The sequence below is a fragment of the Microbacterium marinum genome, assembly GCF_014204835.1.
Lineage (GTDB): Bacteria > Actinomycetota > Actinomycetes > Actinomycetales > Microbacteriaceae > Microbacterium > Microbacterium marinum.
This window is the reverse complement of sequence record NZ_JACHMD010000001.1, coordinates 727,791-747,769: the sequence shown is the minus strand read 5'-3', so window position 1 is coordinate 747,769 and position 19,979 is coordinate 727,791. Positions and strand designations below refer to the sequence as shown.

At 69.8% G+C, this 19,979-nt stretch carries 18 protein-coding genes; 3 read left to right on the top strand and 15 right to left on the bottom strand.

Going from position 1 to position 19,979, the window contains the following annotated elements; all coding sequences use genetic code 11:
* The first annotated feature begins 22 nt into the window (after positions 1-22).
* Positions 23-3,886 (top strand): choice-of-anchor I family protein, encoded by a 3,864-nt coding sequence (locus tag BKA24_RS03660; RefSeq protein WP_184215219.1) that lies wholly within the window; start codon positions 23-25, stop codon positions 3,884-3,886.
* Positions 3,887-3,975: 89 nt separating this feature from the next.
* Here BKA24_RS03660 and BKA24_RS03655 read toward each other — a convergent pair whose 3' ends face one another.
* From BKA24_RS03655 to BKA24_RS03625, 7 genes are all read right to left on the bottom strand, one after another.
* The gene (locus BKA24_RS03655) at positions 3,976-5,160 is read right to left on the bottom strand and encodes a thiolase family protein (RefSeq protein WP_184215216.1); all 1,185 of its coding nucleotides are present in this window, start codon (positions 5,158-5,160) and stop codon (positions 3,976-3,978) included.
* A gap of 34 nt (positions 5,161-5,194) precedes the next feature.
* A complete protein-coding gene (locus BKA24_RS03650) occupies positions 5,195-7,009 on the bottom strand; it encodes a hypothetical protein (protein ID WP_184215213.1) in 1,815 nt (604 codons plus the stop codon).
* Between the two features lie 175 nt (positions 7,010-7,184).
* The gene (locus BKA24_RS03645; protein ID WP_184215210.1) at positions 7,185-8,375 is read right to left on the bottom strand and encodes a bifunctional 2-methylcitrate synthase/citrate synthase; all 1,191 of its coding nucleotides are present in this window, start codon (positions 8,373-8,375) and stop codon (positions 7,185-7,187) included.
* Positions 8,376-8,377: 2 nt separating this feature from the next.
* A complete protein-coding gene (gene prpB / locus BKA24_RS03640) occupies positions 8,378-9,280 on the bottom strand; it encodes a methylisocitrate lyase (protein WP_184215207.1) in 903 nt (300 codons plus the stop codon).
* Positions 9,280-10,806 carry an MmgE/PrpD family protein gene (locus tag BKA24_RS03635; RefSeq protein WP_184215204.1) on the bottom strand — a complete coding sequence of 509 codons (1,527 nt, stop codon included), beginning with the start codon at positions 10,804-10,806 and terminating at the stop codon, positions 9,280-9,282. Before BKA24_RS03635 ends, prpB begins: the two co-directional genes overlap by 1 nt.
* Positions 10,803-11,462: a GntR family transcriptional regulator gene (locus BKA24_RS03630; protein ID WP_184215201.1), complete on the bottom strand. Its 660-nt coding sequence runs from the start codon at positions 11,460-11,462 to the stop codon at positions 10,803-10,805. The genes BKA24_RS03635 and BKA24_RS03630 overlap by 4 nt, the downstream gene beginning before the upstream one ends.
* 57 nt (positions 11,463-11,519) lie before the next feature.
* Entirely contained in the window at positions 11,520-12,128 is a 609-nt protein-coding gene (locus BKA24_RS03625) for a TetR/AcrR family transcriptional regulator (RefSeq protein ID WP_184215198.1), read from the bottom strand.
* A gap of 66 nt (positions 12,129-12,194) precedes the next feature.
* Between BKA24_RS03625 and BKA24_RS03620 the strand changes: the two genes are divergently transcribed.
* On the top strand, positions 12,195-13,172 hold the full coding sequence (locus BKA24_RS03620) for a zinc-binding dehydrogenase (RefSeq protein WP_184215195.1): 978 nt from the start codon (positions 12,195-12,197) through the stop codon (positions 13,170-13,172).
* 160 nt (positions 13,173-13,332) lie between these two features.
* Positions 13,333-13,866 carry an RNase H family protein gene (locus BKA24_RS03615; protein WP_184215192.1) on the top strand — a complete coding sequence of 178 codons (534 nt, stop codon included), beginning with the start codon at positions 13,333-13,335 and terminating at the stop codon, positions 13,864-13,866.
* 4 nt (positions 13,867-13,870) lie between these two features.
* Here the strand turns inward: BKA24_RS03615 and BKA24_RS03610 are convergent, their stop codons facing one another.
* From BKA24_RS03610 to BKA24_RS03575, 8 genes are all read right to left on the bottom strand, one after another.
* Positions 13,871-14,707, bottom strand: coding sequence for a hypothetical protein (locus BKA24_RS03610; RefSeq protein ID WP_184215189.1), 837 nt, complete (start codon positions 14,705-14,707; stop codon positions 13,871-13,873).
* Between the two features lie 18 nt (positions 14,708-14,725).
* Complete coding sequence (locus BKA24_RS03605) at positions 14,726-15,601, bottom strand: hypothetical protein (protein WP_184215186.1); 876 nt, start codon at positions 15,599-15,601, stop codon at positions 14,726-14,728.
* Positions 15,598-16,146: a hypothetical protein gene (locus BKA24_RS03600; RefSeq protein ID WP_184215183.1), complete on the bottom strand. Its 549-nt coding sequence runs from the start codon at positions 16,144-16,146 to the stop codon at positions 15,598-15,600. The genes BKA24_RS03605 and BKA24_RS03600 overlap by 4 nt, the downstream gene beginning before the upstream one ends.
* Positions 16,143-16,748 carry a hypothetical protein gene (locus tag BKA24_RS03595; RefSeq protein WP_184215180.1) on the bottom strand — a complete coding sequence of 202 codons (606 nt, stop codon included), beginning with the start codon at positions 16,746-16,748 and terminating at the stop codon, positions 16,143-16,145. Before BKA24_RS03595 ends, BKA24_RS03600 begins: the two co-directional genes overlap by 4 nt.
* An 80-nt stretch (positions 16,749-16,828) precedes the next feature.
* On the bottom strand, positions 16,829-18,088 hold the full coding sequence (locus BKA24_RS03590) for a hypothetical protein (protein ID WP_184215177.1): 1,260 nt from the start codon (positions 18,086-18,088) through the stop codon (positions 16,829-16,831).
* Positions 18,085-18,387, bottom strand: a complete 303-nt coding sequence (locus tag BKA24_RS03585) for a hypothetical protein (RefSeq protein WP_184215175.1) — start codon at positions 18,385-18,387, stop codon at positions 18,085-18,087. Before BKA24_RS03585 ends, BKA24_RS03590 begins: the two co-directional genes overlap by 4 nt.
* Before the next feature lie 85 nt (positions 18,388-18,472).
* Positions 18,473-18,952 carry an NUDIX hydrolase gene (locus BKA24_RS03580; RefSeq protein ID WP_184215172.1) on the bottom strand — a complete coding sequence of 160 codons (480 nt, stop codon included), beginning with the start codon at positions 18,950-18,952 and terminating at the stop codon, positions 18,473-18,475.
* A gap of 9 nt (positions 18,953-18,961) precedes the next feature.
* Complete coding sequence (locus BKA24_RS03575; RefSeq protein ID WP_184215169.1) at positions 18,962-19,975, bottom strand: aldo/keto reductase family protein; 1,014 nt, start codon at positions 19,973-19,975, stop codon at positions 18,962-18,964.
* Positions 19,976-19,979: the final 4 nt, after the last annotated feature.

The window sequence follows — 19,979 nt, the reverse complement described above, 5'->3', positions numbered from 1 at the left end:
CATCCCGACCTAGAGGAATCCGATGCCTTCGCATGCTTTCCGTCGTCCCGTCGCGCGCGCCCTCGCCATAGGCGCTGCCGCGGCACTCACCTGCACGCTGGCCGTCACCGCGATCCCTGCGGCGACAGCGGCCATCGTGGACGAGCCCGTCGCCCACACCGGCGACTCCCCCGCCCTCACGCTCACCCCGATCGGCTCGTACGAGACGGGCGTCTTCGACGAGTCCGCCGCCGAGATCGTGAAGGCCCACAACGATCGTCTCTTCGTGGTGAACGCGAAGGCGGGTGTCGTCGACGTGCTCGACAACAGCAACCCGCAGGCGCCCGAGAAGCTCTTCTCGATCGCCTCCACCGGCGTCGCGAATTCCGTCGCCATCCGTGAAGACGGCCTCGGCGTCATCGCGGTCGAGGCGCCCGTCAAGACCGACGCCGGCCACCTCGTCTTCTTCGACGCGGATGCCGCCACCGCAGACACCGCACGCCTCGGCACCGTGAACGTCGGCGCTCTGCCCGACATGGTGACCGTCTCTGAGGACGGTGCCCACGCGGTCGTCGCCAACGAGGGCGAGCCCACGGACGACTTCAGCGTCGACCCGGAGGGATCCATCTCGGTCATCGCCCTGCCCACCACCAAGGCCGCCGCGACCCAGAGCGCGGTCCGCACGGCGGACTTCCATGCGTTCGAGGCAGCCGGGGCGCTCGATCCCGACGTCCGCGTCTTCGGGCCGACCCCGCACGGCGACGACCACCCGGTCAGCCGCAACCTGGAGCCGGAATACATCACGGTCGTGGGCGGCACCGCCTACGCGACGCTGCAGGAGGCGAACGCCATCGCCGAGGTCGACCTCGCATCGGCGACGGTCACCGACATCCACGCCCTCGGCTTCAAGGACCACGGTCTCGCCGCGAACGCGCTCGATCCCAGCGACCGCGACGGGAAGGTCGAGCTGCGCACCTACCCCGGCCTCAAGGGCATCTACATGCCCGACGCGATCGACTCGTACACGGTCGGCGGCAAGACCTACCTCGTCACCGCGAACGAGGGTGACGCCCGCGAGTGGGGCGATTACGTCGAGCCCGCTCGCACGAAGGATCTCGGGAAGAAGGGCCTTCTGCCCGTCTGCGACGACAGCCCCCTCAAGGGCAAGCTGGGCGACGCCGACCTCGGACGCCTGAACGTCACCACCGCGAACGGACTCAACGAGGCCGGCACCTGCTACGAGGAGCTGTACGCCTTCGGCGGACGGTCCTTCTCGATCTGGACGACCGACGGAGACCTCGTCTGGGACTCGGGTTCGAGCTTCGAGCAGGTCACCGCGGAAGCCCTGCCTTCGTTCTTCAACTCGAACCACTCCGAGACGAACCTGGAGGGTCGCAGCGACGACAAGGGTCCCGAGCCGGAGGCCGTCACCATCGGCACGCTGAGCGGGCGCTCGTACGCGTTCGTCGGCTTCGAGCGCGTGGGCGGCGTGATCGCCTACGACGTGACCGACCCCGCCGCGCCGGGATACGTCACCTACGTCAACAACCGCGACTTCAGTGCTGACGTGACGACGCCCGCGGCCGGGGACCTCGGTCCGGAGAGCATCGCCTTCATCCCCGCGGACGAGTCGCCGAACGGCGTCCCCCTGCTCGCGGTCGGCAACGAGGTCTCCGGCACCACCACGGTGTTCGAGATCACGGATGCCCTCGACCCGATCGACATCGACATCCTGACGATCAACGACTTCCACGGGCGCCTCGAGTCCGGCACATCGGGCGAGCTCGGCGCCGCGAAGCTCGCCGGCGTCGTCGACGCGCAGCGGTGGGACAACCCGAACACCCTCTTCGTGTCGGCCGGTGACAACATCGGCGCGTCGACCTTCACCTCGTTCATCCAGAACGATGACCCGACCATCGACGCTCTCGTCGCCTCGGGCCTGGACGTGTCGGCCGTCGGCAACCACGAGTTCGACGCTGGTTTCGCCGATCTCACCGACCGCGTCATCCCCCGCTTCGGCGGGCACGACGGCGAGGGCGACCCGACGGATGCCGAGCGTGCGGCCGGGCTCGACTTCGCCCTGGGCGCGAACGTCTACGAGAAAGGCACGAAGACCCCCGCGCTCCCCGAGTACACCGTCAAGACGGTCGACGGCGTCCGCGTCGCCTTCATCGGCACGGTGACCCCGGACACCGCCACGATGGTGACCCCGTCGGGCATCGCGGACATCGAGTTCGGCGATCAGCTGGAGGCGGCCAACCGCGTCGCCGGGAAGATCGAGTCAGGCGACCTCGCCGACGTCGTCGTGCTGCTGACCCACTCCGGCACGTCGGTGTCGAACGAGTGCACCGCGGTCGCCTCCGACCCGTCGCCGTTCGGGAAGCTCGTCCGCGGCGCGGACGCGACGATCGACGCGATCGTCTCGGCGCACACGCACCAGACGTACGCCTGCGACGTACCCGTCCCGGGCACCGACCGCCAGCGTCCGGTGATCCAGGCCGCAGAGTACGGAAAGGCGCTCGGAGAGCTCCAGCTCACGGTCGACCGCACCTCGAAGGAGCTCGTCGACATCACCGGGCGCACCTTCGTGCCGAAGCCGGTCGACGTCACCGCGAATGCGGCGGTCGAGAAGATCGTCGCCGACGCTGTGGCGATCGCCGACGTGAAGGGCGCTGTGAAGGTCGGCAAGATCAGCGCCGACCTGCTGCGAGGCGGCACGCAGGGATCCGACCGCGGCGTGGAGTCGACCCTCGGCAACGCGGTCGCGGACTGGTACCTCTGGGCGGCGTCCAACGAGGACTACGCCGGCACTCCCGCACAGATCGCCCTGATGAACCCGGGCGGTCTGCGGGCCGACCTTCTCCGCGGCGCGGACGGCACCGTGACCTTCAAGCAGGCCGCGGGCGTGCAGCCGTTCGCCAACACGCTCGTGACCGTGACCCTCACGGGCGCGCAGCTCGAGGAGATCCTGGAGCAGCAGTGGAAGGCGACGGGCGACCGTCCCAAGCTGCACCTGGGCATCTCGGACGGCTTCGCGTACGAGTACACCGAGGTCGAGCCGCTCCCCAAGGAGACGGTCGGCCGCGCGGGCCAGATCACGAAGATGACCTACCAGGGCAAGACGATCGCCCCCACGGACACCTTCACGGTCGTGACCAACTCGTTCCTCGCCGCGGGCGGTGACGGCTTCGCCACCTTCGCGAAGGGCACCGACCGCACCGACACCGGCCAGGTCGACCTGACGGCGACGGTCGCGTACTTCGCGAGCCGCGAGGTCGTCACCCCGGCCGAGCTGGGACGTGCGGTCGAGGTGACCGGCGCGACTCCGACCCCGGAGCCGACCCCCACCCCGGAGCCGACCCCCACCCCGGAGCCGACCCCGACGCCGGAGCCGACCCCGACCCCGGAGCCGACCCCGACGCCGGAGCCCACCGACGGCCCCTCCCCCGAGCCGACCGACGGACCCGCCCCGTCGCCGCAGCCGACCCTCCCGGGGACCGGCGACGGAGATGAGGGCGAGAGCTGGGCGCAGGTCGAGATCAGCGCCGGCACGGTCCTCCAGGGCGGCGACGTGCAGGTCACGCTGTCGGGCCTCACGCCCGGTCAGCGGGTCACGGCCACGCTGTACAGCGACCCGATCGTGATCGAGGGCATCCCCGCGGCAGACGCCGACGGCGTGATCTCGTTCACGGTGTCGATCCCCGACGACCTCGAGCCCGGCCAGCACACGCTGGTCGTCGAGACCGCCGGCCAGGAGGATCTCCGCATCCCGATCACGGTCGAGTACAACGCGCAGCTCGCGAACACGGGCGGCGAGTCCGCCCCGCTGGTCACGCTGCTCGCCGGCGCCGGCGCGCTGATCATCCTCGGCGCGGTGCTGGTGCGCCGCCGTCGCCAGGAGGTCTGATCCGCGGCATCCGCTGAACAGAGGCGGCCCCTCACCTTCGGGTGGGGGGCCGCTTCCGTCGTCACGACGTCGTCCGATGCAGGATGCCGCTAGCCGTCCCACCGGCGCAGCAGCGCCGCCAGGGCCTGGCCGCCGCCGATGCACATCGTGACGACGGCGAACTCACCGCCGGTGCGCTGCAGGGTGAGCGCGGCGCGGACGGTGAGGATCGTCCCCGTGGCTCCGACAGGGTGGCCGAGGGCGATCGCGCCGCCGTAGCGGTTCGTGGTCTCGGGGTCGAGGTCGACGTCGCGCATCACCGCGAGCACCTGCGAGGCGAACGCCTCGTTTAGCTCGATGGTCGACACGTCGGCCGGGGTGAGGCCGGTCTGCGCGAACAGCTTCCGCAGCGCGAGCGTCGGCGCGTATCCCATGATGGCCGGGTCGAGGGCGGCGGTCGTCACCGCCTCGATCGTCGCGAGCGCCGAGAGGCCCTCGGCGCGCACATCCGACTCGCGCATCACGACCACCGCGGCAGCGCCGTCGTTGATCCCCGACGCGTTGCCCGCGGTCACGGTGCCGTCCGCGGTGAACGCCGGCGAGAGCGCCGCGAGCCGTTCCAGCGTCGTGTCGGGGCGCGGGTGCTCGTCGGTCGCCACCTCGACGGGCCGGCGACCGGCCGTCCGCGTGACGACGATCTCCTCCGCGAAGGCTTGCCGTGCGGCATCCGTCGACGCACGTCGCTGTGATTCGAGGGCGTACGCGTCCTGATCGGCCCGCGTCACCCCGAATCGCTCGGCCACGGTCTCGGCCGTCGTACCCATGTGCCGTCCCGTGAACGGGTCGGTGAGCATCGCGAGAGTGCCGTCGAGCAGCTGCCGGTGCCCCAGCGTCGGCCCCGAGCGGGCATCGAAGTCGTAGAACGGCATCCGCGTCATGTTCTCGGCGCCGCCGGCGACCGCGACGTCGACGCCGCCCCACCGCAGCTCCTGCGCCGCCGACCAGATCGACTGCAGCCCCGAGCCGCACAGCCGGTTGACGGTGAAGGCGGGCGTCTCGTCGCCGAGACCGGCGGCGAGCGCGATCCGGCGGGCGATGTAGGCGTCTGATGCCACCTGCCCGATCGTGCCGATGACGACTTCGCCGACGCGCGCCGCATCGACCCCGGATCGCTCGAGCGCGGCCGTCACCGCCTGCGCGCCGAGCTCGTGCGCCGGGGTGTCTCGGAACGCTCCCGCGAACCGGCCGATCGGAGTGCGAGCGCCGGCGACGATGACGGCGCGGTCCTCGCTCATCCCGCGGCGCTCCGACCTAGACGTTCGATGCCAATCACCGAGCCGGCGTGACGTACAGCCCGAACGTGAACTTCGACCCGGGGTTGGCGATCACGACGGGAACCTCGGTCGTGGCGGTGCGAGACGTCCGCACGCCCCGGGTCGAGGTCGACACGTGCGTCCGCTGGAAGACGTCGGAGCGGACGTCCGCGTCGAGAGCAGCGACGTACTCCTCGAAGCTCCGCGGCTCCTCCAGCTCGTAATCGAATTCCTCATCGAACGTGGGGACAGCAAGCGACACCCGAAGTCCCTTCCGGGCCGTGCGGGGAACGGTCGCCGTGAAGCGGCTGTAGTGCGTCACCCGCTCCGCTCCCGGGATAGGAGTGAACACCGCGCGGAACGTGTACGTCTTGCCGCGCGTTGCGGTCAACTTGCCGTTCGGTGCGACCGACGTCCATGCTCCGTTCTTCAGGATCTGGACTCCCGAGAATCTCGCGGCGCGGTACCCCTCCTCGAATCGGGTGGTGATCTGCACCGCGGTGATCTTCACATCCTCGAACGGATTCGACTGGAGGATCGCGATGTCGTCCGCGACGTACATGCCCACCAAAGACGGGAAGTCGTACGGGTCTGCGACGCGATTGACGTTCTCGAGTCTGCCCATCGTGCCGTCCGCACGCTCGTATTGGATGACCCAGCGCACCTTCGCGGATCCGACCTGCATGTTGTCGAGAATGCGGGACGCCTCGCCTGCCGACTGCGTGTATGCGACAGCGGCGACGAGCTCCGGCTCGGAGACGTAGCTCGCGACACTGCTGTTACGCGAACCGATGTGGCTCGTCGATTGCACTCGAATCGCGTCCGGGCCGTCGCCGAGCAGTCCCCGGATTCCGGCGAGCCGGTCATCGACGAGCTTGCCCTTCACGCGACCGATCGAGCTGATCTGCTTGTACGACCCGGTCAGGTCGGGGACGACACGGGCGGCAGCAGCGCCATGGATGCTGGCCACCAGGTCCGAGTTCCAGTTGTTCGGGTGCCCGTATGCGAAAACCTCGTCGCCGCAGACGGCGGTGACCGTGCCGACGCTCGCCTCACCGACAGCACCGTAAGCGTACGAAACGGCGATGTTACCGCCGGCGACGACGGGGAAGTCCTCACCCCCGATGGCTGCGCTCGCGGTGGCTCGGCCGCCCGCCGCCGCGCCACGGAACCCATCCACGCGCGATGCGATGAGTCGGTTCGCCTCATCGAGTTCGTCCGCTGAGGGGCCTGTCGTGACCCGCACCGCTTCGAGCCGGCGAATGGCGCTCGACCGCGACGTGGCGGTCTCGTCGGCAAGTCGCGTGACGCGCTGCTTCGCCGCCTGCGTGAGCGTCCGTTCGTCGGGCAGCTGACCGATCTTCCGCATGTAGACGGCCGGTGTCACGCCTGCGACGTTGTCGGGCAGGAAGCTGAACCCGTACGAGACGGCGCCGATGAGGGCTCCGTCCTCGTCGTAGACCGGCGACCCGGAAGCCCCGGCCCAGACGCCTGTGGCCAGCGATTCCGACGAGCCGTTCACGACGTCGCCGTCGAGTTTGACGAGCAACAGATCACGCGGGTTCCCGTCGGCGTCGAGACCGAGCCCGTTGTCGAGCTTGCCGATGTACTCCCCCGTGAAGGGTGTCGGTGTCGTGCCCTTGATCGTCGACAGCCATGTCACCTGTTCGCCGTCCTGCAGCTCCGCGACCGGCGAGATCGCGAGCTCTTGGCCGGGAACGTCACAGAACATCTCCGGCGCCGACGGCGCAGCCGATGCCGGCACGGTGGTGAGCGCGCCGACGAGTCCCGCCGTTGCGAGTGCAGCCGTCAACGTCCGCGTGAAACGCATTCCCCTTGATGAGCGAGTCGCCATCGAATTCTCCCCCTGGATGCGACCGCCCTCCCCCCGAGCGGCGCTCGGGTTGTCGGGTCGCAGGTTCTTGAATACCACGAGAACCCGACGGACACGGAGCGGCCGTGCGAAATCCGTTCGCGTCGCCCAGGCGCGGGGAGTCGGGGGGTGCTCAGCCCGCAGCTTCCTCGGGACGCTCGAGGGCCTCGACCTCCGCGGCATCCGGCTCGTAGCCCTCGACGTGACGTTCATCCGGGCCGTCGTAGGCCGACAGTGGGCGGATGAGGGCGTTCGAGGCCTGCTGCTCCATGATGTGCGCGGTCCACCCGGTGATGCGGGCGGCGATGAACAGCGGCGTGAAGGTGAGGGTGTCGAAGCCCATCAGGCTGTAGGCGGGCCCGGACGGGTAGTCGAGGTTCGGGTAGATGCCCTTGCGGGAGACGAACTCGCTCTCGAGCGCGTCGTACAGGGCGGCGACGTCGGGGCGGTCGTAGTGGTCGACGAGCGCATCGAGCGCGAGCTTCATCGTCGGCACACGCGAGTCGCCGCGCTTGTAGACGCGATGCCCGAATCCCATGATCTTGCGTTTCGCGGCGAGCACCTCGTCGAGCCACGGCACGACGTTCTCCGCGGAGCCGATCTCGGTGAAGATGTGCAGGACGGCCTCGTTCGCACCGCCGTGGAGCGGTCCCTTGAGCGCACCGATGGCACCGACGACCCCCGAGTACAGGTCGCTGAGGGTCGAGGTGATCACGCGTGCCGTGAAGGTCGACGCGTTGAACGAGTGCTCCGCGTACAGGATCATCGAACGGTTGAACGCGTCGACGACGACCGGGGCGGGCTCTTCACCGAAGGTCATCCAGAGGAAGTTCGCCGCGTAGTCGAGATCCTCCCTCGGCTCGATGATCTCGAGTCCGTGGCGCCGGCGCTGACCGTAGGCCACGATGGCGGGCAGGATCGCGAACAGTCGGACGCTGCGATCGAGGTTCTCAGCAGGGGTGCCCGCCGCGTCGAGCACGTTGTCGATGCCCGCCGTCTCGAAACCTCCGAGCAGGCTGACGACCGTCCGCACCTCGTCCATGGGGTGCGCGGACGTCGGCATCGCGTCGATGAATTCGCGGACATCTGCCGGGATCGCCCGGTTCGCGCGTTCCACGGCGCGCAGCTCTGCGAGCTGGTCGCCGGTGGGCAGCTCGCCGTGCCACAGCAGATAGGCGACCGCCTCGAACGACTGCGTCCCGGCAAGCTCCTGCACCGGATAGCCGCGGTACAGGAGCGAGTTCGTCTCGGGATTGACCTTGCTGACCGCGGTGACGTCGGCGTAGACGCCCGCGAGCCCCTTCTTGATGTCCGGTTCGCTCATGGTCACTCCTTCGTGATCTCGAAGTTGAAGACGTTCGTGTCGAAGTGGTTGTACGCCTCGTAGTCGATGAGGTCGTACAGGTCGGCGCGGTGCTGCATCTCGCCGAGCCGGGACGTGAGGTGGCCCTCCGCGTTCAGCGTATCGAGCGCCCGGGCGGCCGCCCCCATCGCGATGCGCAGCAGAGACACCGGCCAGATGACGATGTTCACTCCGACGTCGCGGAGCTGATCGACCGAGAAGAGGTCGCTCTTGCCGAACTCGGTCATGTTGGCGAGGATCGGCACGTCGACGGCGGCGCGGACCGCGGCGAACTCGTCGAGGCTGCGCATCGCCTCGGGAAAGATCGCGTCCGCCCCGGCGTCGACCAGCTTGCGGGCGCGATCGGTCGCGGCGTCCAATCCGTCCACGGCCCGGATGTCGGTGCGCGCCATGATGAGAAAGTTCGGGTCGCGGCGCGCATCGACGGCGGCCCGGATGCGCTGGAGCGCCGTGCCCTCGTCGACGACGGCCTTCCCGTCGAGGTGTCCGCAGCGCTTCGGGTTGACCTGGTCCTCGATGTGGGCGCCGGCCAGGCCCGCGTCCTCGAGCGTCTGGATCGTCCGCGCCACGTTCATCGGCTCACCGAACCCCGTGTCGGCGTCGATGATCGCCGGCAGCTCCGTCATCCGGGCGATCTGCTGGCCCCGACCGGCGACCTCGCTCAGCGTGGTGAGCCCGATGTCGGGAAGACCCAGATCGGCCGACAGGACGGCGCCTGAGACATACACGCCCTCGAACCCCTGCTGCTCGATGAGCCGCGCCGACAGAGGATTGAAGGCCCCGGGGAACCGCAGCAGCTCTCCGGTCGCCAGCCGCTCGCGGAACAGGCGGCGCTTCTCGTGTGCGGGTGTCTGTGCGTACAGCATCAGAACAGACCCTTGGGGGCGGGAGCCGCCGCGAGCACGCCTGCCGCGGCGACGATGTCCAGCTGTCGCACCTCGTCGGCCGTGAGTCCGGGCAGGCGCTCGGCGAGGGCGAGGAACCGCTCGACCTCCGCCGGCTCCAGCACGGGCTCGGCGAGCAGGCGGAACTTACGGATGTAGTCCGCGCGCGCGAACGGTCGCGCACCGAGCGGGTGGGCGTCGGCGACCGCTATCTCGTCGATCACCGTCGACCCGTCCGTCAGGGCGATCTCCACGCGTCCGCCGAACGCCTTCTCGTCGGGATCCTCCGAGTGGTATCGACGCGTCCACTCGGCATCCTCCGCCGTCGTGACCTTGTGCCAGAGCTCGACAGTGTCGGGCCGGGCGGCGCGCTCGGGCGCGTACGAATCGACGTGGTGCCATCCGCCGTCCTGCAGCGCGACCGCGAAGATGTACGGGATCGAGTGGTCGAGTGTCTCGCGGGATGCCGTCGGGTCGTACTTCTGCGGGTCGCCGGCGCCCGAGCCGATGACGTAGTGCGTGTGGTGGCTCGTGTGCAGCACGATCGATGCGATGTTCGCGGGGTCGCGGAGCTCCGGACGCTCGGTGCCGAGCTTGCGGGCGAGGTCGATCCACGCCTGCGCCTGGTACTCGGCGGAGTGCTCCTTCGTGTAGGTGTCGAGGATGCCGCGCTTCGCCTCGCCCGCCGCGGGAAGCGGCACGTCGTAGGCGGCATCCTTCCCATCGAGCAACCAGGCGATGACGCCGTCTTCGCCTTCATAGATCGGCGAGGGGGACGTCTCGCCGCGCATCGCGCGGTCGACCGCTTCGACGGCTATCTTCCCGGCGAAAGCGGGGGCGTGCGCCTTCCACGTGGAGATCTCGCCCTTGCGGGACTGCCGCGTCGCCGTGGTGGTGTGGAGGGCCTGGCCGACAGCCTGGTAGATCGTGTCGACGTCGAGGCCGAGGAGCGTGCCGATGCCGGCCGCGGCGGACGGCCCCAGGTGGGCGACGTGGTCGATCTTGTGCTTGTGCAGGCTGATCGCGCGGACGAGGTCGACCTGGATCTCGTAGCCGGTCGCGAGTCCTCGGACGAGTGCGGCACCGTCGGCGCCGACGTGCTGGGCGACGGCGAGGATCGCGGGGATGTTGTCGCCCGGGTGCGAGTACTCCGCCGCGAGGAACGTGTCGTGGTAGTCGAGTTCGCGCACGGCGACGCCGTTGGCCCACGCCGCCCACTCGGGGCTCGTGCGGGTGTCGTTGCCGACACCGAACACCGTGCCGCCGTAGCCGTTCGCCGACACCGGGTGCGAGAGCGCCTGCGCACGCGCCGCGCTGACGGGTCGGCGGGTGAGGGACGCCGCGGCGACCGCCGCGTTGTCGATGATGCGGTTCACGATCATGTCGACGACGTCGGCCTCGACGGCGACAGGATCGACGGCGACCTGGGCGATCTTGTAGGCGAGCTGCTCCTCGCGGGGCAGCGGCTCATCGCTGCGGTAGACGCGGACGTGGTGGGTGACGGTCATTCCGGTGCCTCCAGGGAGTCGAGGATCGAGGTGAGTGCGTTGTGCAGGTGGACGTGGGTGGCGTGCGCGGCCAGGTCGGCGTCGCCGCGGGCGATCGCCGAGGCGATCAGGTGGTGCTCCGACACGGATGCCGCGAGTCGCTCGGGCTTGTCGCGGGCGAGGCGACGGACCCGCACGAGGTGGGTGCGGACGGTGCGCAGCGCGGAGGTGAGGTAGTCGTTGGCGACCGCCGCGTCGAGTTCCGCGTCGAAGCGGGCGATGAGGGCGTAGTACGCGTCGGCGTCGGCGGTGGGCCCGTCCCCGGCATCGACAGTGGCGAACTCCGCGGCGAGCGCGGCGAAGACCGAGCGTTCGGTGGTCTGCGCCGCAAGTCGCGCGGCCGTCTCTTCAAGTGCCCGGCGGACCGCGAACAGGGCGCGGATGTCGGAGGCGTCGATTCCGGTGACGACGGTCACGCGCGGAGAGGCCTGTTCGACGAGTCCGTCGGCGGCGAGTCTGCGCAGCGCCTCGCGGAGCGGCGTCCGGCTCACGCCGAGTCGCGCCGCCTGCTCGACCTCACCCAGCACAGCACCCGGGCGCAGCGTGCCGTCCTGTATCTCGGCCAGCAGCGCTTCGTAGGCACGTACGCCGGCGTACCGCGCGGGAGCATCGGTCATGCCCTCAGTGTATGCACAAACATCCCAAAGACGGGTGCCGAGTTCCTCGATCCGAGGTTATGTATACACAGGGGCCGCGCCGGCGCCCCACGAGTCAACCGCCGCGAGCACAGCCGCAAGACTGCGATCCGCGGCATCCGGGTCCACGCGCGCGACGGCGAGCGCCGCGATGACAAGTGATGCGCAGACCTCCGACAGCGCACTGCGCGAGACGTCGGAGATCTCCAGCCGAGCAGAGCCGACGCCCGCAGCGATCGCCGCCCGGAGCTCGTCCGTGTAGCCGGTGACGAGCGCGCGCACGTCGGGGTCGTCGTCGACGACGGGTGTGCACGCGGCGTTCAACAGGAGGCAGCCCGCCCGCGCGCGCGGCGTGTCACTGGCGATCGCGCGCCGCATCTCGGTGATGTACCGCTCGAGCGCCTCGGGACCGGCATCCACCTGGTGCAGCCCGGCGGTGCGCGATCGCACCACCTCATCGAGATACCGGGCCACGACCGCCTCGAACAGCCCCTTCTTGCTGCCAAAGGCGTGGTAGATGCTCGAGCGCTTCAGGCCGGTCGCCTCTTCGAGGTCCGCGACACCCGTCTCGGCGTAGCCGCGCGCCCAGAAGACGTCGCGCGCGGCGCGGATGACGTCGTCGCGGTCGAATGAGCTGGTGCGGCCCATCGTGGATCCTCTCGGTCAGTCGCCCTATACTGTACCAATCGTTACACAATGACGCTTGGAGGAAACATGCGCGCAGTCACCCACCCCGTGTTCGGCGAACCGACCGACGTTCTCGAGACCACCGACACCCCCGACCCGGCGCCGGGCGCCGGTGAAGTCCGCGTGCGACTCCTCGCCTCTCCCATCCACAACCACGACCTGTGGACCATCCGCGGCACCTACGGTTTCAAGCCGGAGCTGCCCGCCCGCGCGGGCACCGAGGCCGTCGGTGTCGTCGAGGAGCTCGGCGAGGGCGTCGCGAACCTCCAGGTCGGGCAGCGCGTCGCCACCGGGGGCACCTTCGGCGTCTGGGCCGAGCAGTTCGTCGCCCGCGCCGCGACCCTCATCCCGGTCCCCGAGGGCCTTCCCGATGAGCAGGCCGCACAGCTCGTCTCGATGCCGTTCAGCGCGATCAGCCTCATCGACTTCCTCGACCTCAAGCCCGGCGACTGGATCGTCCAGAACGCCGCCAACGGCGCCGTCGGCCGCATGGTCGCCCAGATGGGTCGCGCCCGCGGCCTCAACGTCGTGGGCCTCGTCCGTCGCGGCGCCGCCGTCGCCGAGCTCGCCGAGCAGGGCATCGACCGCGTCGTCGCCGTCGACACCGACGACTGGCGCGACAGGGTCGACGAGATCACCGGCGGCGCATCGATCATCGCCGGTGTCGACTCCGTCGGCGGCGAGTCGAGCGGCCACGTCCTCTCGCTCCTCGGCGAGAACGCCACCCTTGTCGTCTTCGGCGCGATGGACGCCCCGGTCATGCAGCTCGCCTCGGGCCCGGTCATCTTCCGCCACATCACGATCAAGGGCTTCTGGGGCAGCAAGGTGAGCACCGAGATGGATGCCGCGAAGCGCGGTGAACTGTTCGCCGAGCTCGCTCAGCACCTCTCCTCCGGCGTCCTGACCCTCCCGGTCTCGGCGACCTTCCCGCTCGAGCAGGCGCGCGACGCCGCCCGCGCGAGCCTGACCGCCGGCCGCGTCGGCAAGGTCCTGCTCCGCCCGTGACGCCCGACCCGCGTGCGGTGCCCCCTTCAGGTGGCAGGACACGCCGCATCCCTGCAGTGAAACCGACAAGTACTGCCACCTGAACGAGGGATGCCACGAGGCGAGCGCGCCGCGAGCCGAGCCACGAGGCGAATGCGTCGCGCGCAGGTAGCGTGGACGGGTGACCGAGATCCCCCGTTATGTCGTGGCCACCGACGGCGCCTGCAAGGGCAACCCCGGACCGACGGGCTGGGCATGGGTCGGCGAGGACGGGCACTGGGCCGCCGGCTCCCTCCCCGAGGGGACGAACAACATCGGTGAGCTGCTCGGGCTGCTGAAGGCGATCGTCGACCACCCGAACGTGCGCGAGCTCGTCGTGCAGGCCGACTCGAAGTACGCGATCGACACCTACGAGAAGTGGATGGACGGTCACCGCCGCCGCGGATGGAAGACCTCCACCGGCGCGCCGGCGAAGAACCGCGACATCCTCGAACAGCTCATCGACGCTCGCGAAGCCCGTCGCGCGTCCGGCATGCCCGACGTCGTGCTCGAGCACGTTCGCGGACACCGCGGTCACGTGCTCAACGAGTGGGCCGACGAACGCGCCGTGCGGGCTTCGGAGCACGCGGCATCCGGGAAGGCCTCAGCCTGGTCGTCGCTCGGCGGCACGCACGAGAAGCTCGACGTCGCGGAAGCGCCGAAGAAGAAGCGCTAGCGCCTCACCGACGCCATTCGTCGGTCATGTCGAGTGGGAGCCACGACGCGACGAGGTGGCGACCGATCACGCCCCCGGCCGGCGTCGATGCGGCGACCGCGGCGAACCCGGGCTCGCCGCGCTCCCCGAACAGGAGCGTCCGGATGCGCACCACTTCGGCCGCGGCGTCGACCCCGATCTCCGTGACGAGTTCGCGCTGCGCCGCCTCCACCGCGGAGAACGCGACGGGAGCGGCATTCGCGTAGGCGTGCTGCAGCGCGGTGTCGATCTCACGCGTGGCATCCGGTCGCCGACGTCGGACCACCGCGACCGCGAACGCAGCGCCGACCGCCACGACGGCGCTGGCCGAGGCGACGACTGCGGCGACCTCGACTCCCCGCGACAGGAGGAGGACCGCCGCGACGACGGTGAGGATCGCGGTCGGGACCTGCGCACGAAGGAACGCGAAGTTCAACGGGCGGGCACCTGCGACTGCAATGAGGACCAGGTCCAAGATCGCGATGACCACGGTGAGGGAGCCCACCACAGCACCGACATCCGACGCGGTGACGCCGGTGGCGAGCGTCGCCGCCACCGCAGCGGCTGCGAGCGTGCCGAACAACAGCGAGAGCAACCATCCCCGCCGCGGATCGCGCGGTCCGAACCGCTCGCGGAGCAGCCGCGCAGCCTCGACTCTTCCCAACGCGGCGCCTGCCAACGCCGTCCGCCACATCCGATCGGTGATCTCCTCCCCGACCACGGTCACGAGCACCGCGCGCTCGACCATCGCCGGGTTCACCTGACCGGGGACGATCCTCGCGACCGCGGCACGCGCATCGTGGAGACCCGCGCCGTCGCGCATCGAGGTCCCTTCGGCCGACTACCGCGTGCGGCTCTTCGCCATCGCAGGCGGCAGCCATCGGTCGGGGTCGGCCTTCGAGGCGATGATCATCGCTCCGGCCGGGAGGTCGGCATCGAGCCCGGCGAGTTCGGGCCGTCGGGCCGCGAACTCCTCGAGGAGGCGGGTGCGCACCGCCACCACGATCTCGGCCTCACGGCGATCGAGCGCCGCGTCGACGTCGCGCTGCGCGTCGCGGGCGACGTCACCGACGTGCTCGATCGCCCGGAGGTAGGCGCGCTCGACGCTGAGGTCGATGTCCTGCGTCGCCTCGCCGCCGCGCGAACGGATGACGCCGACAACCGCTGCGAGCACCGCAGCGAGCGCAGCGCAGACGGCGACAGCCGCACCCGAACCGGTCAGCCCGTGCGAGAACGAGAGCACCGCGGCCAGCACGAGCGCGGCGACGACGAAGAGCTGCATCCGGACGATGAAGCGGTTCACCGGCCGCAACCGCGATCCCGCCAACACGACCACCTGGCCGAGTACAGCGATCCCCGCGAGCACGGTCGCCCATGGCGCGAGCGACACCGGGTCGCTTCGAATGCCGGATGCCGTCGCCGCGGCGAACGCGCTCGAGAGCACCGCTGCGAACATGACGAACCCGAGCCAGCCTCGCTCCGGGTTGCGTGCGCCGAAGGTCTCGACGAGATGCCGCTTCGCACCCGCGACCGCCGCGGGGCCTGCCGCGCCGACCGTCTCGGCGATGCGGTCGGCCAGCTCGGTGTGACCGGCGACGCGGAACACGTTGACCTCGACCATTCCGGCCGAGAAGTTCGGGGCTTGCAGCGCGTTCTCGACACGCGTCCGCGCTGTCTCCGTGAGCGATGCGATGCGGGCGTCGTCTGCTGCGGTCACGTCGTTCCTATTTCGAGTGTTGCGAGCGCGTGCTCGCTGTGGTGTTGAGCGAGCACCGCGGCTTCCGGGGGGAGCGGTGCGAGCACGGCGACGACGCAACGACCCGCAACGTCCAAGACGTAGACGGTCCACGCCGTCGACGCGGTCATCGCGGGTCCGGGCCCTGCCGCGTCGTCGAGGATCGTGACGCGCCACCCCGCCCACGGGCCGAGTTCGATTTCGTGGGTATCGGCATCCCACGACGTCGGCACGGCGCTCACGCCGATCTCCGCGGCCTTCTCGGCGCTACCCGGCGCGGGAACGTCATCCCAGGCGTAGACGGCGAGCGCGGACAGGACGACGCCGTGCGCGATGTCGAGGAACAGCACGATGCTCGCGTCGGACTCGAGGCGCGTCCGCGCTGCGAGCAGTGCCGCGTCGACGACTCGCCCCCGTCGTTCGGCAGGCGCGGCGTCGACGTGCGGGCGCAACCACGCGTCGAGATGCTCCGGCTCCGGGACCTCCGACCACACGGCGTCGTCAGGGCGGAGCGAGATCGCGGTCATCGCTGCTTCCACCGAACGCTCGCGACGATCGCGTCGCACACCCGCGCCATCGCGGCGACGCCCTCGTCCGAGACGCGCGCCCCCTGCGCCTCCCGCAGGATCGAGGAGCGGAAGACGAGTGCGGTGTTCGGGTCGCCGGGGACTCGGAGCAGGTAGCCGTGCCCGGCGACCTCGATCTCGCCGTCCTCGATCTTCGTGGTGGCATCCAGGGCCCACCGCAGAATCGTGCCGCCGGGATCGAGCGGGGCCGCGCCCCACCGTGCGATCGCCTCGCCGCCGAGGTCGGCCGCGGTTCCGCCTCTGGCAGACATCCAGGATGCCGCGAGCGCGACGGGCGCTGCGACGCCGTCCTTCGTTCCGACGGGGGCGAGGACTGCGATCACATCGCCTTTCGCGGCCTGTGCGCGCGAGGACTCGCGGAGCGCGTCGAGATGATGACGGACCACACCTCGGGCTTCGACGGGGAGTGTCGCGAGAGCGGACGCGGTGCGCTCCTCCATGGCGTTGAGCTCAGGGTCGACCGCCTCCCATTCCGTCGGCATGAGTACCGCGAAGGACGGGCGATCGGGGCCGGAACCGAGCAACTCGGCGCGAAGCGACATCGAAGACCTTTCCGGAGACTACGACGACCCTAGCCGTTCGCGGGCCATCGACCGTGCGCGAGCTCTACGCCGTTATCGGCTCAGCCGAGCGCCGCCTGCAGTCGACCGTTCGCCTCGTACAGCAGTCCCATGCCGTCCGTGTAGACGTCGGCCGCGCCGCCGAACGCCTCGAGCACGTTGGTGGGGTTGCCCGCGAGCGCCTGCCAGCCGCCGCGGATGCTGCCGACCCACTGATTGCCCTGTGCGAGGTAGGAGGGCGTGAGCAGAGTGCGGAAGAGGTTCTGCGAGTTCAGGCCGTGCGGGGTCCGGAAGATGAGCTCGCCCGCCTCGTCGTACCGGTTGAACAGCGTCGGCATCCGCGTGCGCATGAAGGCCCCGAAGTCATCGCCGTAGCGGAGGAACTCGTCGCCGCCGAGGCGGAGCGCCCCCATGACCCTCGGGCCGAAACCGCCCAGGTCGGCGAGCGAGCCGAGTTTGGCGAGCTTGCCGAACGGGATGACGCCGACCGCGGCGAGCGCGACGCTCGTCCAGTCGCCGCGACCTGCGGCCATCTTCGCCAGCTCGCCCATCAGGCTCAGGACGCCCACGATGACCGCGAGGACGCCGGCGAGGAGTGCGAGCGGGCCGGTGACGAAGAACGCCACGATCATGAGCGCGATGCCGAGGTAGAACAGCACGGTGAGCAAGCCCTCGACGAAGGGCATGGCGTTGTCCCAGAACCCGTCGGCAACGCCGTTCGCGTTCGTGCGCTGAAGACTGGAGACGGCGCGATCGTACGCCCCCTCCCACGTCTCGACCGGTGCGTCGTACGCGCCCCAGTACGTCTCCCACGACGCGACCGCAGCGTCGAACGCACCCTGCTCCGCATGCGTCGTCGGGCGCGGCGTCGCCGACTCGTCGTCCTCATCGGTCGTCCGGTCGTAATCGCGCTGCTCGCCTTCGGCCTCGCTGAGCGCCCATGACGCCGCACGGACGTCCGGCCACGTACGCTCGGCGCCGTCGACCTTCCCGTCAGTCGCTTCCTGCACGGCGCTCAGCGCCGTCGCGTACGCAGCGAGCGCACTGCCGCTGGGCTTGTAGCGTTCCGAGGCGGTGCGAAGGTCCTCGTAAACCTCTTTCGCCTGCTCACGGATCTTCTCGAACGACTCGCCCTGCCCGATCGTGCCGTCGGCGAACAGTTGCAGCGTGTTGGCGGCGCGCGCCATCTTCTCGCCGAGGTCTTCGATGTCCAGTGCTCGTCGGGAGATGGGAATCGGCTCGCCGACGATGTGCCGCACACGGCGCCCGCCCGGCGTCTCGGGCATGTCTTCGCGTGAGTAGATGTACGAGTTCTCGGTCATTCCGATGCCTCCAGGCTGGCGGCGAGCTCGAGGTCGGCGTCCCTCCACCCGTCACGGGCGTCGTCGAGGCGCTTCTTCATCTCCTCGAGGTTGCGACGCTGCGTCTCGCGCTTGTCGTCCCACTCCGACTCGAAGTCCTCGGCGGCCCGTGCGAGCCGGCTGTCCCCCTGCGGCTCGCCGATCGCCTCGATCAACTCGGTTGTGCGTCCACCGGCCGCTTCGAACTCGCCGATGATCACGTGCAGCGCGTCGCTCAACGCCTGCATCGAGTCCAGCGGGATCTCGACTCCGTCACCCATTTCGCCCCCTCCACGGTCCGATCGCTCATCATCCTAAAGACGGCTCACCGTGAAGAGCGATGGGGAGAGGTTCCCACTCCTCCGCTCAGCCGCCCTGCTTGCGCAGCAGCTCGGCGAGACGCTCGAGCGCCGGCCGCTGGCCCTTCACGATCAGCTCGCTCGCACGAGCCAGCGGCACCCATTCGGCACGATCGACCTCGGGGAACGAGGCCGTCTTCCCCGATCGCGGCGGCCATTCCATCTCGAACTCCCCGAACACGAACCCGCCCTCCTCGAAACCCGCGCCGTCGGCGACGAATACCGTCACCCGCTTGCCCGACGAGTACGCGAACGTGCCGAGCTCGGCGTAGTCGACCTCGGGCGGGTCGACGCCGAGCTCCTCGCGGAACTCCCGCTTCGCGGCATCCAGCACATCCTCGCCGTCCGCGAGTTCGCCCTTCGGGATCGACCAGGCGCCTTCGTCCTTCTTCGCCCAGTACGGCCCGCCCATATGGACGACGAACGCCGACACCCCGCCCTCTCCGTCGAGACGGTAGAGCAGGATGCCGGCGCTGTGCACAGCCATCGGCCGAGATCAGATCAGACGGGCCTTGGGCGACACCGAGTACGTCTCCTCGGGGTCGGTCACCGCCGCCGGGGCGAGCGCGTCGTTGATCGCGTCGTATGTGGCGTCGTCGAGCTGGATGCCCGAGGCCTTCACGGTGTCCTCGAGCTGCTCGGGGCGCGATGCGCCGACCAGGGCCGCGGCGACGTTCGGGTTGTGGAGCACCCAGGCGAGCGCGAGCTGCGGCATCGTGATGCCGGCCTCCTCCGCGATCGGCTTCAGCTTCTGCACCGCGGAGAGCACCTCGTCGTTCATGAAACGGGAGATCATCTGCGAGCCGCCCTTCTCGTCGGTGGCGCGCGAACCCTCGGGCAGGGGCTGACCGGGCACGTACTTGCCGGTGAGCACACCCTGCGCGAGCGGCGACCAGACGATCTGCGAGATCCCGAGCTCTGCGGACGTCGGAACGACCTTGCCTTCGATGACGCGCCACAGCGCGGAGTACTGCGGCTGGTTCGACACGAGCTGGAAGCCGAGCTCCTTCGACAGCGCATGACCGGCGCGGAGCTGCTCGGCCGTCCACTCGCTGACGCCGATGTAGAGCGCCTTGCCCTGGCGGACGACGTCGGCGAAGGCCTGCATCGTCTCTTCGAGCGGGGTCTCGTAGTCGTAGCGGTGCGCCTGGTACAGGTCGACGTAGTCCATGCCGAGCCGTTTCAGGGAACCGTTGATGCCCTCGAAGATGTGCTTGCGCGACAGGCCGTGGTCGTTCGGGCCCTTGGGCCCGATGGGCCAGTAGACCTTCGTGAAGATCTCGAGCGACTCGCGACGCTGACCCTTCAGCGCCTCTCCGAGGACGACCTCCGCCGCCGTGTTCGCGTAGGTGTCGGCGGTGTCGAACGAGGTGATGCCGAGATCGAGGGCCTTGTGGACGGTGGCGATCGCGGCGTCGTTCTCGACCTGCGAAGCGTGCGTCAGCCAGTTGCCGTACGTGAGCTCCGAGACCTTCAAGCCGCTGTTGCCGAGGAAGCGATAGTTGACCATGGGA